Origin of the sequence: Larkinella punicea (assembly GCF_003334855.1) — a bacterium.
GTDB classification, from domain to species: Bacteria; Bacteroidota; Bacteroidia; order Cytophagales; family Spirosomataceae; genus Larkinella; species Larkinella punicea.
This window is the reverse complement of sequence record NZ_QOWE01000011.1, coordinates 101,802-114,478: the sequence shown is the minus strand read 5'-3', so window position 1 is coordinate 114,478 and position 12,677 is coordinate 101,802. Positions and strand designations below refer to the sequence as shown.

Below are 12,677 nucleotides of genomic sequence, written 5' to 3'. Positions count from 1 at the left end.
CGACGACAGACCAACTCAATTCCTTAAAAAATCAACATGCAACTCTACGAAACCATCACCGGTATACGACAAGCACTTGATTCTCAACGCAAGACCGGTCACTCCATCGGACTGGTCCCGACCATGGGGGCGTTGCACGCGGGACATCTGACCCTGGTCGACGCCAGTAAAGCCCAGAATGACCTCACGGTTTGCAGCATCTTCGTCAACCCGACGCAGTTCAACAACCCCGACGACCTCGCCCGGTATCCGCACACGCTCGAAGCCGACTGTAAACTGCTGGAAGAAGCCGGCTGCGACCTGGTTTTTGCGCCGTCGGTCGACGAAATATACCCGACCAATCCTTTCCTGAAACTGAATTTTGGCGAACTGGAAACCGTGCTGGAAGGGGCCTTCCGGCCGGGGCATTTCAACGGCGTCGGCATTGTGGTTTCCAAACTTTTCAACATTATCCAGCCCAACCGGGCGTACTTCGGCCAGAAAGACCTGCAACAGGTGGCGGTGGTGAAACGGCTGATTCGCGATCTGGGTTTTCAACTGGAACTGATTCGGATGCCTATCGTGCGGGAAGACGACGGCCTGGCGATGTCGTCGCGCAACCGCAACCTGTCGCCCGCCGAACGGCAGGAGGCCCCCGTTCTCTTCCAGGCATTGACCCAGGCACAGGACGTTCTGCGCAACGACGGAACGCTCGAAACCGCTAAAACCGCCGTAGAACACTATTTACAGAACCATCCCACTTTTCGGCTGGAGTATTTTGAAATCGCCAATGCCGACACGCTCCAGCCGGTTGAACAGCTCCAGGCACCGGGCGCAACGGCCTTGTGCATTGCCGCGCATCTGGGGAAAACCCGGCTGATCGACAACCTCATCGTGTGACAACCCGGCGGCTGAACTAACTCTTTTCGCGGGCTGTTTTTGCGGTAACTGCTTCGGGTGGACGGTTTTTCACTACTTTTGACCGTCCGTTTGAACCGGACAGTCACTACAACTATGTTTATTACCGTAATGAAATCCAAGATCCACCGGGTCCGGGTAACGCAGGCTGAACTGAATTATGTCGGCAGCATTACCATCGACGAGGATCTGATGGATGCGGCCGGATTGCTTGAAAATGAGCAGGTTCATATTGTCAACAACAACAATGGCGAACGTTTGGTCACCTACGTGATCAAGGGAGAACGCGGTTCCGGCATTATTTGCCTCAACGGGGCAGCCGCCCGGCGCGCGCAGGTCGGCGACATCATCATCATTATTGCCTACGGCATGATGACCACCGATGAAGCCAAAACCTACAAGCCGCTGGTGGTTTTTCCCGACAACAATAATCACCTGGTTTAAATGGTTTTGATGGTTGAAGGATGGTTAAAAATGGTTGAATGGCTTACCTTAATTTTAACCATCTAACCATATTTAACCATTAAAAACCATTTAACCATTTTTAACCATCAAACCATTTTTCAACCATCCTTCAGCCATCAAACCATCCAATCGTCTTGAAAAACATTCTAAAATACGGCATTTCGCTCAGCATTGCCGCCGGGTTGCTCTGGTACGTGTTCAAGGACATCGACCGGGCGGCCATGTTCGACGCGTTCAGCAAAGCCGACTACACCTGGATTGCCGTGTCGGGCTTGCTGACGGTGGTGGCCCACTGGAGCCGGGCCTATCGCTGGAGCCTGCTGCTGGAACCGGTGGTGGGCTACCGACCCGCGATTGTCAACACGACCCTGGGCGTTCTGACTGGTTATTTTGCCAATCTGGTGGTTCCGCGCATGGGCGAAGTCACCCGCTGCGGGACGCTCAACCGGCTGGAAGGTGTTCCCGTCAACGTCAGTTTTGGCACCGTTGTGGCCGAGCGGATTATCGACGTCGTGGTGCTGTTTCTCCTGCTTGGTGCCACGTTTCTGATCGAATTCAACCGGCTCAGCACGTTTCTGATGGACTTTTTCGCATCCAAATTCAACATGGCCGGTGTACGCGACAACACCTGGCTTTTGGTCATTCTGGGAGGCTGTCTGCTCGGTTTTGCGGTGATGATCTGGTTTTTCTACACCCGTTACAAGGAAGTTCTCCGCCAGAAACCGTTCTACCAGCGCGTTGAAAAGTTCGTGGTCGGCCTGCTCGAAGGCTTGCTGAGTGTCCGCAAGTTGAAAAACCCCTGGGCGTTCATTTTCCACACGGTTTTGATCTGGACGATGTACTATTTCATGTCGTTCGTGCTGTTTTCGGCCATGCCCCAAACCGCCGATCTGGGCTGGCGCGCGGGTCTGACGATTCTGATCATGGGTGCGTTGGGCATGGCGGCTCCCGTTCAGGGCGGTGCCGGAACGTTCAACATTCTGGTTGGGGCTGCATTGGCGCTTTACGGAATCAGTAACCAGGATGGGGCCACGCTGGCGACGCTGATGCTGTTTACACAGTGGTTCTACGTCGTGGTGCTGGGCGCGCTGAGTTTCCTGATTGTGATGCTGAAAGGCCGAAATCCGCAAACCGAAGTCAAACCGGATGCGCAGAACGTGGTTAATTTGAAATAGTGGATGTTTACCCCCAACCCCCTAAAGGGGGCTTAAAAAATCCGGATGCCTAAGCCCCCTTTAGGGGGTTGGGGGTAACTATTTTAACCATTCAACCATTCTTAACCACCCAAAAATGATGACCGAATCCAAAATCCTCAGCCGGGATCAGGCCGTTGCCTCAGCCGAACAGTGGCACGCTAAGGGCCGGCAACTGGTTTTTACCAACGGCTGTTTCGATATTTTGCACCTGGGTCATGTCGATTACCTGGAAAAAGCCCGTCAATTCGGCGACAAACTGATTCTGGGTTTGAATACCGATGCGTCCGTCAGTTGCATCAAAGGGCCGCTGCGCCCCGTTGTCAACGAATACGCCCGCGCCCGGCTGATGGCTTCACTGGCGTTTGTCGATGCAGTTGTGCTCTTCGGCGAGTCCACACCGCTCGAATTGATTCAGGCGTTGAAACCGGACGTGCTGGTCAAAGGCGACGACTACGCCGTCAGTGCCATCGTGGGTGCCGATTTTGTGCTGGAAAACGGCGGCCGGGTGCAAACCATTCCGCTCGTGGCGGGTTATTCAACCACGGCGCTGATTGAAAAAATCCGCAACGCTTACCCGGAAGGATGATTTTACCAAAACCGTGACCAACGGTTGCAGGTATTGATAAACAATGAACCGTTTTTTTAGTGATATTTGTTAAGCTAGTATAGTGATCCACACTACCGTTTAACCACGTACTCTTAATCGCACCGGCGACCCCGGTCTTTATTGAATTATGCCTGGAATCTGGATTATTTTCATCGTTTTCGCTCTCCTGAGTGCCGGTATTAGCTGGCGTCTGCGGAGCAAGTTTAACGAGTATTCACAAATCGGACTGAGCAACGGTCTGAGCGGTAAGGAGATTGCCGAGCGGATGCTCCACGAAAACAACATTTTCGACGTTCGCGTCCTCTCGGTGGAAGGAATGCTGACCGACCACTATAACCCGCAGGACAAAACCGTCAACCTGAGCGCCGACGTCTATTACGGGCGAAGCGTATCGGCAGCGGCTGTGGCAGCCCACGAATGCGGTCACGCCGTACAACATGCGACGGCCTACGGCCCGCTTAAACTCCGTTCGGCGATGGTGCCGTTCCTGACGGTTTCGTCAAGCTACCTGCAATGGATCATCCTGATCGGTATTTTGCTGATCAACACCACCATCATTCCGCTGGCGGTTGGGGTGGCTTTGTTTGCCGTGACGACGCTGTTCAGTTTTGTCACGCTGCCCGTCGAGTTCGACGCCAGCCGCCGGGCACTGGCCTGGGTGCAAAGCCGGAACATCGTCAACCAGCGGGAATACGGTTTTGCCAAAGATGCCCTCTGGTGGGCGGCCATGACCTACGTGGTAGCCGCACTCGGTTCGCTGGCCACGCTGCTGTATTACGCCAGCCTGTTGATGGGCGGTCGCCGAAGCGACTAAGTTCGACCTTGTTTTCTAGTGAAGAGGTGCTACGAAAAAACCGTAGCACCTCTTTTTTTGTATAATAGCCCCTAAATCTCCTGAAGGGCGGGACTGTTAAGTTCTTCCGCTTTTCGCCCCCAACCCCCTAAAGGCCGGGCGGCCGGTGCCGGGCTAAAACATCCGGATTTTGAAGCCCCTTTAGGGGGTTGGGAGCGAAAAGCCCCGTTCCCCGCCATAAAAAAGCCCATAGGGAGACCCTATAGGCTTTCTGCATTATTGCGAGATGTAAAGATTAATTCCAATCGGAAACCGATTAAACCGTTGATAGACCGTAACGATTTCCAGGGCACAAGATAGTATTAAATATTATTGCCTGTACAATCAATTAATAAATTATTGTATTATTTTTCTATTTATCGTTTGAAACCGCCCTTTACGAAGCGGTTTCGAAAGCCAGTTTGCTTTTCCGGTAGCCGTATGAAAAGTAAATAACCAGACCGATAACCAGCCAGACTACGAAAATGGCCCAGTTACTGATGCCCAGTTCGGTCATCAGATAGAGGTTGGTCAGAATGCCCAAAACCGGGAGGAGGGAAAAATTGTACCGAAACGAGAGGACAGAAAACAGCGCCCAGGTAAGCCAGAAAAACGCCAGCAACGGTTTTTCCTGAATCCCACTCAACAGACCGCCCGCCCGCAAAACCAGCACCATCGCTACGACCAGCGCCAGGCCGACGATGTATTTGCCGTTAATATAAGGCACTTTGAATTTAGAATGTTTAGAAAGGCCCTTGGCGTCCAGAAACAAAATACCGGCGCAAACCAGGATAAAAGCAAAGAAGGTTCCGACACTCGTGAGGTCGATAAAAAATTGCATATCCAGAAACAACGACGGGATGGCAACCAGAAAACCGGTTACGATGGTGGCGAACGAGGGCGTCCGGTAGCGCGGATGAATTTTCGAGAACCGTGGCCACAGCAAACCATCACGGCTCATGGTCATCCAAATGCGGGGCTGGCCCAGTTGATACACCAGCAACGCGCTGGTGATGGCAACAACGGCACTAACCGAAATCACCCCCGCAATCGCGTCGAGTCCCACTTTCTGGAAAACATACGCCAGTGGATCATCGACGCCCAGTTCCTTGTAATTCACCATACCGGTCAATACCAGCGTAATCAGCACGTACAGAACCGTACAGATAATCAGACAGTAGATCATCGCCCGGGGTAAATCGCGCTGCGGATTTTTACACTCTTCCGCCGTGGTCGAAATGGAATCGAAACCGATGAAGGCAAAGAACACCGAAGCCACTCCACTCAACACCCCCGCAACGCCATTGGGGGCAAACGGTGACCAGTTCGCCGGTTTTACGTAAAAGGCCCCGGCGGCAATGACCAGGCCAATGACGGCCAGTTTCAGAACCACCAGCAGGTTGCTGGCAGCGCGGGATTCTTTAATGCCGACGTAGACCAAAGCCGTGATCAGAACCGTGACAAAACCGGCGGGCAAATCGGCAATGAATTTCAAACTTCCGAGTGCCGGAGCATCCTGAAAAGCCTGGGCGAGTTCCCGCGTATTCTCGGGTAGACTTGCGGGCGTAGCACTGGCCTGCACGAGCGCGTAGGCTTTGGCCGCCGATCCATAGTCGGTTGCCCAATACGACGGAAAATGGATCCCGAACCCTTCCAGCATCGACGTAAAATATTCGGACCACGAAATGGCCACCACCATATTGCTGACGGCATATTCCAGAATGAGCGCCCAGCCAATGATCCAGGCAAATATCTCCCCAAACGACACGTACGCGTAGGTATAAGCACTTCCGCTGACCGGCACGGTGGAGGCAAACTGGGCGTAACTGAGGGCCGTAAAAACGCAGGCAATGGCCGTAAAGACAAAAAGCAGCGAGACCGCCGGACCGCCATTGACGCTGGCCCGCCCGATGGTGCTGAAAATACCGGCTCCAATGATGGCCGCGATTCCAAACGAAGTCAGGTCGCGTACGCCCAGCACCTTGTTCATGTGTGACGAATGCCCCTCACCCACATCGGCGATGGCTTTTACAACCGATTTTTTCCGGAATACAGAGTCACTCATAAGGCTGGCGTCTATTGTCTAAGTTTTCGTTCGGCTACTAGTTCTTTTAATTCGGTAATCCGGCTCAGGGTGGTGGCTTCCTTACAGTTGGCAATCACCATAAGAAGCGCGGAACCGCCTTCGTACATTTTTTCGTAAATTTTGCAGTGTGCATCGCGGTAAACGATCCACTGCCGCTGGGCTTCCATCACGATGGCTTTCTCGTCTTTCGAAACCAGCCCGATCAACTGTTTGTAAACCGCATTCAATTCGTGGTCGGCTTTCTGAAACCGCATCTGGGCGCATAAATTCAGATCCGTCTGCGTTTGGGCGCTGTCACAGTTGGTGAGCACATCCGGCGGATGACTGAGAATATCGATGTGTTCCAGTGCGGGACTTTGGGCCGCCGGTCGCTGTGCCCAGGTACTGATGGCCATCAGGCAACCCACTACCATGCCGATGTGCTTTGTTCTCATTGCAGTTGTTTCAACCCGTTTCAGGCTGAACGGAAAGCTAAAAATAAAAATTGTTTTTGGTATTAAAAGCGGTTTTCCAAAAACGCCGTTAATAGAGGGACTTCGCATTGTTTTTTTACCTTGCACACTGTCTCTTTGCATTTTCGTATTGACCGATGTCCATTCTGGTACAAAACCTGACTAAACTCTACGCCCGAACCGGCGAAACGGCCCAGCGCGCGGTCGACGGGATTTCCTTTTCCGTTCAGCCGGGTGAGATCGTGGGATTTCTGGGGCCCAACGGGGCCGGAAAGTCTACGACGATGAAAATTGCGACGGCGTATCTGCCCCCTACCGAAGGCACGGTTGTCGTGAATGGTTTTGACGTTCGAACGAATTCAATCGATGTACGGCGAAGTTTGGGCTATCTGCCGGAGCATAATCCGCTCTACCTCGACATGTACGTGAAGGAGTTTCTGCACTTCGCGGGATCGCTCCACGGTTTGCGGGGTTCCGGGCTGAGTCGGCGGGTCACGGAGATGATCGGATTGGTGGGGCTGGAACTGGAGCAACGCAAGAAAATCGGGCAGTTGTCGAAAGGATACCGGCAGCGCGTCGGGCTGGCGCAGGCGCTGATTCACAACCCGCCCGTTCTGATTCTGGACGAACCCACCACGGGACTTGACCCCAATCAGCTTACGGAAATCCGCCAAGTGATTCGGGAAGTCGGGCGTGAAAAAACCGTGTTGTTTTCAACCCACATCATGCAGGAGGTCGAAGCCCTCTGCGAGCGGGTCATCATCATTAACCGGGGCCGGATTGTGGCGGATGGGCAATTGAGTCAGTTGCGGGAAACATCCGACGGTTCGGTCGCCGTCGTGGCCGAATTCGAGCGGGATCTGGAGGATGTGTCGGTCCTGAACGCGCTTCCCGGCATTCTGCGCATCGAGGCACTGGGTGAAAACCGCTACCGGCTGACGGCCCACCAAGACAGCGACCTGCGAGCCGCTGTGTTCCGGTTAGCCGCCGATAAAAACCTGACCCTCGTCGGCCTGAAACAGCAGGAAAGCAATCTGGAGGGGGTGTTTAAACAGTTGACAACACCAACCAATAAATAACGAATATTGAACGCTGAATAGCGAATAACGAAGTGGCGCTGCCTCTTTATTTCGTTATTCGCTATTCAGCGTTCAATATTCGTTATTTAATTTTTACTTCACTTTCGGGCAGATGCCATCAGCGGATACTGATCGAAGATGGATCGGACAATGCCCTTGAAATAATTATTCTTGAAGTTCGGATTTCGGGTTACGCGGGATGCGTAGCCTTTCCAGATCACCTGATAGGTATCGGCATCGATCAATGAAATCATCAGCGTTCCTTCGTCGAGGTTGTAGTCGATGCGCTTGTAGGTTGCGTCGCCATCTTCACTCACCACCCAGTCCTTGATAACCGGTTGCTGGTAGCCTCTGAAACGCAGGTCGTTGCGGAAAATATTGTAGGAAATCAGCAGATTGGGCCCCCGGTTGGCCACTTTATAGCCCCGTGCTTCCATCTGGTGACGAATGGCTTCCTGGATGTCCGAGCAAAGCAGGGTAGAGTCGATATACTCACATTCCAGAAAGTTAAAAGATTCATAGTTTTTAAAATGCCCTTCGTAGCTGTAATCGTGCTCAACGAATAATTTCCCAGGCATGCATCCGGCCAGCGAAACCACAGCCAGTAACACAAGAACGCCGATAAAATGTTTCATAAACGGACTGTTTAACAGGGTTGTAAATTTGAATCGTATAGACAAACTGGTTAAAAATGAATGGTACTATTGGTATAGTGATTGTCTAGCTATAAGGTTCAAAAAACCGCTTGAGCGGCCCTGCTTACAGACTAGTTTAGGTTCGATAGTAATCCAATGCCCGGCGCATTTCTGCTTTCGTCACCAGCACATCGTAGGTGCAACTTCCCGGTCCGTCCAGCAAGGCCATCCGAACCTCGCCGTTGCGGTTTTTCTTGTCCTGCAACGTCAGCTTCAACACCGGCTCCAGGTCGGCATCCGTCAGTTTGACCCGGCCGTAGATGGAAAACAGGTACTCTTCAATCTGTTCCAGCAACCCGGTTTCGATCAGGCCTTTGCGTTTGGCAATAAAGGCTTCGGCAATCATTCCGGCGGCAATGGCTTCGCCATGCAGCAACCGGCGTTTGGGATCGGCCAGGAAATGGGTTTCGAGCGCATGTCCCAGCGTGTGACCGAAGTTTAATATTTTACGTATTCCCTTCTCATTTGGATCTTGCTCGACAATATTTTTTTTCACGCCCACCGAATGCGCCACCAGATCATTCCAGTCCTGCCGGTGCAGATCCCGGCGACGGATGACGTTCCATTTGGCCGCGTCGGCAATCAGGCAATGTTTGATGATTTCGGCAAAGCCCGACCGCAACTCCAACTCCGGTAAGGTTTGAAAGAAAACGGTGTCGATCAGAACGGTTTCCGGTAGTTTGAAGACCCCAATATGGTTTTTAAATCCGTGAAAGTCAATACCTAACTTTCCACCCACACTCGCATCCACCTGCGACAATAAGGTGGTCGGAATCTGAATAAAATCGATGCCCCGCTTGTAGGTTGCCGCACAAAAACCGCCTAAATCGCCAACTACGCCCCCTCCGAGATCAATCAGCAGGGCATGGCGGTCAAATTGGGCGTCGGTTAAGGCCTGCCAGACGGTTTCGCAAGTCGCTAAATTCTTGAATTCTTCCCCCGCCCGAACCGTAATAATCTTATGTTTCGGTAAAAAATTTTTTATCGCCGGATAGCAAAGACGCTTCGTATTTGCATCGGCCAGAACCGCAATGGCCGAATAATTGTGCTGCTTTAGAAAAGCCGGCAAGCTTTCGGCCAGGGATGAAATGTGAACGGACATAGGTGGTTATATAGAAATCGCTCCCAAAGGTAAGCCTTCGGAAGCGATTTCAAGGTACGAAAGTCCGTCGGTACTTAGGAAATAACTTTCAGCGCGTCGGCGAAATATTTCATTTGATCCATTGTCCCGAGGCTCACGCGGCACCAGAACTGGCCGTCAAATTTCCACTGACGAACGCTCACGCCGTTTTCCATCATTTTCTTGGTGAAATCGTCGCCCTTCATCCGGATCGGGAACAACACGAAGTTGGTGCCGGATGGCAGGTAGGTGTAGCCATTTTGCTTCAGCGTGGCATACAGAAACTCGCGGGCTTCCAGACCTTTTCCCAGCGAATATTTGATAAATTCTTCGTCTTTGTAACACGCCAGTGCAGCCCGCAACGTGGTCATGCTCAGGTTACCGGCTCCACCGCCCCACTTCGAGATGGCTTTCAGCGTATCCGGCTGTCCCACCATGTAGCCCATCCGCAAACCGGCCATGCCGTAGATTTTCGAGAACGTCTTGGCCACCATCACATTCTGGCCTTTTTTGATGTTCTCAATCACCGTGTATTTCTTCGGATCGCCGGTGTAGTGAATGTAAGCTTCGTCCACAAATACCGGTTTTTTCGCCGAAACGCGGTCCACAAACGCCCGCAGGCTTTCCGGGTTGATCGTAACGCCCGTCGGGTTGTTGGGGTTACAGATATAAACCAGACCGGTTTTGTCGTTGACCTTCTTCTCCATTTCTTCCAGATTATGGTCGTAGGTACCGCTGGTCAGGGGTACTTTGTCCCACGTCATGCCGTGCATCACAGCCGCCCGAACGAGTTGTTCGTAGGTTGGATCGGCCGACAGAACGCTGCTGCCCGGACTGGCATACGCATACTGCAAAGCCGTTGCGTGCAGCAGTGCGCCCGAACCCGCCGAAAGCAGGATCTGCTCCGGTGCTACTCCTTCCTCTTCCGCAATCATTTTCTGCAATTGCGCGCCGTAGGAAAACGGATACAAAAAGCCATCCGAAGCGGCTTCGTTAATCGCTTTCAACGCCTTTGGCGATGGACCATACGGATTTTCGTTGGCCGACAGACGTGCTTTCAGCGCACCTTTGGGAGCCGTTGGCGGTAAGGCACCGGCTGGCGCAGCCTTGTCCAGCCAGGGTTCACAATACGCGGCCGGGGCTGCGGCTAAACCGACACCCGCGAGCAATCCGGACCGGAGCCATTCACGACGATTAAGAGACATAATAAAGAAGTGGTTAGATATTTGTTTTCGTTTAATTTACCCCTTGAATCCGCGACAACCGGGAAAATGCCTGGCCTTTGTATTCGCCCGTCCAGGTCAGCGACACACTGCTGCCGACGGCGGGCGCTGCAATACCGAGTTCCGCCCAGGTTTTGGTCAGGGTGGCCTTTCCGGTGGCATCGGTTTTCAGATCGGCAATCGCCGTCATGACGGTCGCCGTGCCTTTCACCTCCCGTTTCATCAGCTTGACAGTTAATGACGCTACCGGAATGGAGTCGATGCCCACCTTATAGTCCAGAATACCGCTTTTGTCCAGTTCCAGAATTTTCACGGTCATCACGACCGGTGCGGTGATTTTCTGCGTCACCACCGGTTCGGCGGTTTGTCCACCGCCGTCGGAGGCCCCATCGACCAGCACCAGCACCGGCGCAACGACGCGATCGACAAAGGGATCTTCCGTTTTTTCGCACCCGGCGAGCAGGCTGCTCACGACCGTTAAGCCACTTAAAATAAGGTATTTATAGCTCTTCATACGCATCTTCATGGTTAATTATAATTATTTCTCAACCCACCACAATTTGGACTTCATATCATCCGCTCCACCGAGCAGGGAGATGCCTTTATCCAGACTCACTTTGTTCAGGGAATACTCCGAAGTGGGATACTTCAGGCGGGTTGGCAGCACCCCATCGTTCGAGAAAACCGACCGGGAATCTTTCGCAGGCAGCACCGGCAGCCCCGTCCGGCGGTATTCCGTCCAGGCTTCGATGGCTTGTCCGAACAACGAAATCCACTTCTGCTCCATGATGGTCGTTTTGGTAGCGGTTCCGACTTTGGCCAGATACCCGGCGGGTACCGTCAAGCCGTATTGTTCGAAGGAAGCGGTGATGCCTTTTTCCAGATACGTCTGTGCACTGCCCGTGATGTCGCCATCCGCAGCCGCTTCGGCCAGAATCAGGTTCAGTTCCGAAAACGTCATGATGACGGCCGGCGCCGTCGGGGCCGTAAAGTAGGTTCCCAGTAAGGAACTCGTTCCAAGATAAGCCGTAGCAACCGCATCGGGCAATCCGTTGGCGTGACCTTCGTATTTTCCGGCTTTGTTGGGCTGGGCGTAGACCGTAATCCGGCTGTCACCCAGTTCATTCAGCCGGTCGGCCAGGGTTTTGCTGATGTTCCAGTCGGTCCGGCCGTCCTGAATCATCACCTGGTGCCACTCGTTGTTGCTGGGCAACACGGCGGAGTTGGTCAGTTTGGCGTTGTCGGCATTGCTCGTAAAAACCGGATAGATCGTTGCATTACCCAGAATCTCGGCCATGACGGCTTTCGACTCCGCCGATTTTTTCACGGCCTGACGGTTTGCCAGCCGCAACCGCAGCGAGTTGGCAAACTTCTTCCATTTCAGAATATCACCACCGTACAGAATATCACCGGCAATGGCCGGGCCCGTCACGCTCAACTTTTCGTTAGCGGTTTTCAGGTCTTTCAGCAAACCGGCATACACCGTTTCAACCGGATCGTAAACCGGGGTGTAGTTCGGCGATTCAGCCGTGCCTTTCAATGCTTCGGTATACGGAATAGGCCCGTAGACATCGGCCAGCAACGAAAATACCCACGACCGCATCACCAGCGCCACGCCTTCGTAATTGGCATTTTCGAATTGGCCACCCGGCCCGGCCAGCGTAATAATCCGCTGGTAGTTTACCTGAGCGTCGTTGAAAAATCCTTTCCAGTTGTTGGTGTAAAAACCAACCGAAACTTCGTAGTTATCCCCCTCGTTCGAGTAGATGTTGCGGGTCAGATACTGCATCCAGCACATGGCCCCGTCCAGATTCAAACGCTCAAAACGGGTCCGGACGCCCCAATAGCGGTCAACGGATGCTTCGAGGGCATAGGGCAACAGATACTGGGGGCTGATGGCCGTCGGATCGTTCGGGCTGACGTTCATTTCGTCAAACTCCGACGTGCAGGAACCCGCCAGTGTCATCAAACCGATACTCACAAAAAGTGCTTTTATGATCTTCATAGTCAAATCGTTTGGTCGGA

Annotated in this window: 13 protein-coding genes; 6 read left to right on the top strand and 7 right to left on the bottom strand. The window is 52.9% G+C overall.

Annotated elements, in window-relative coordinates:
• Positions 1-36: 36 nt before the first annotated feature.
• From panC to DUE52_RS14880, 5 genes are all read left to right on the top strand, one after another.
• Positions 37-879 carry a pantoate--beta-alanine ligase gene (gene panC, locus DUE52_RS14900; RefSeq protein WP_114406818.1) on the top strand — a complete coding sequence of 281 codons (843 nt, stop codon included), beginning with the start codon at positions 37-39 and terminating at the stop codon, positions 877-879.
• 114 nt (positions 880-993) lie between these two features.
• Complete coding sequence (gene panD, locus DUE52_RS14895) at positions 994-1,341, top strand: aspartate 1-decarboxylase (RefSeq protein ID WP_114406817.1); 348 nt, start codon at positions 994-996, stop codon at positions 1,339-1,341.
• 155 nt (positions 1,342-1,496) lie between these two features.
• The gene (locus DUE52_RS14890; RefSeq protein WP_170315696.1) at positions 1,497-2,537 is read left to right on the top strand and encodes a lysylphosphatidylglycerol synthase transmembrane domain-containing protein; all 1,041 of its coding nucleotides are present in this window, start codon (positions 1,497-1,499) and stop codon (positions 2,535-2,537) included.
• A gap of 118 nt (positions 2,538-2,655) precedes the next feature.
• Entirely contained in the window at positions 2,656-3,144 is a 489-nt protein-coding gene (gene rfaE2, locus DUE52_RS14885) for a D-glycero-beta-D-manno-heptose 1-phosphate adenylyltransferase (protein WP_114406815.1), read from the top strand.
• A 148-nt stretch (positions 3,145-3,292) separates the two neighbouring features.
• Positions 3,293-3,979 (top strand): zinc metallopeptidase, encoded by a 687-nt coding sequence (locus DUE52_RS14880; RefSeq protein ID WP_170315695.1) that lies wholly within the window; start codon positions 3,293-3,295, stop codon positions 3,977-3,979.
• A gap of 415 nt (positions 3,980-4,394) precedes the next feature.
• Here the strand turns inward: DUE52_RS14880 and DUE52_RS14875 are convergent, their stop codons facing one another.
• Both DUE52_RS14875 and DUE52_RS14870 read right to left on the bottom strand, forming a co-directional pair.
• Complete coding sequence (locus DUE52_RS14875) at positions 4,395-6,062, bottom strand: amino acid permease (RefSeq protein WP_114406814.1); 1,668 nt, start codon at positions 6,060-6,062, stop codon at positions 4,395-4,397.
• An 11-nt stretch (positions 6,063-6,073) separates the two neighbouring features.
• Positions 6,074-6,517: a lysozyme inhibitor LprI family protein gene (locus DUE52_RS14870; protein ID WP_165840941.1), complete on the bottom strand. Its 444-nt coding sequence runs from the start codon at positions 6,515-6,517 to the stop codon at positions 6,074-6,076.
• Between the two features lie 155 nt (positions 6,518-6,672).
• On the opposite strand from DUE52_RS14870, the gene gldA reads away from it, so the two are divergent.
• Entirely contained in the window at positions 6,673-7,614 is a 942-nt protein-coding gene (gene gldA / locus DUE52_RS14865) for a gliding motility-associated ABC transporter ATP-binding subunit GldA (RefSeq protein ID WP_114406812.1), read from the top strand.
• Between the two features lie 98 nt (positions 7,615-7,712).
• On the opposite strand, the gene DUE52_RS14860 is transcribed toward gldA, so the two are convergent.
• From DUE52_RS14860 to DUE52_RS14840, 5 genes are all read right to left on the bottom strand, one after another.
• On the bottom strand, positions 7,713-8,249 hold the full coding sequence (locus tag DUE52_RS14860; RefSeq protein ID WP_114406811.1) for a DUF4136 domain-containing protein: 537 nt from the start codon (positions 8,247-8,249) through the stop codon (positions 7,713-7,715).
• Positions 8,250-8,385: 136 nt separating this feature from the next.
• Complete coding sequence (aroB, locus tag DUE52_RS14855) at positions 8,386-9,411, bottom strand: 3-dehydroquinate synthase (RefSeq protein ID WP_114406810.1); 1,026 nt, start codon at positions 9,409-9,411, stop codon at positions 8,386-8,388.
• Positions 9,412-9,485: 74 nt separating this feature from the next.
• Positions 9,486-10,634 carry a pyridoxal phosphate-dependent aminotransferase gene (locus tag DUE52_RS14850; RefSeq protein WP_114406809.1) on the bottom strand — a complete coding sequence of 383 codons (1,149 nt, stop codon included), beginning with the start codon at positions 10,632-10,634 and terminating at the stop codon, positions 9,486-9,488.
• Between the two features lie 31 nt (positions 10,635-10,665).
• Positions 10,666-11,166 carry a hypothetical protein gene (locus DUE52_RS14845; protein ID WP_114406808.1) on the bottom strand — a complete coding sequence of 167 codons (501 nt, stop codon included), beginning with the start codon at positions 11,164-11,166 and terminating at the stop codon, positions 10,666-10,668.
• A gap of 24 nt (positions 11,167-11,190) precedes the next feature.
• On the bottom strand, positions 11,191-12,657 hold the full coding sequence (locus DUE52_RS14840; RefSeq protein ID WP_114406807.1) for a SusD/RagB family nutrient-binding outer membrane lipoprotein: 1,467 nt from the start codon (positions 12,655-12,657) through the stop codon (positions 11,191-11,193).
• Between the last annotated feature and the right edge of the window lie 20 nt (positions 12,658-12,677).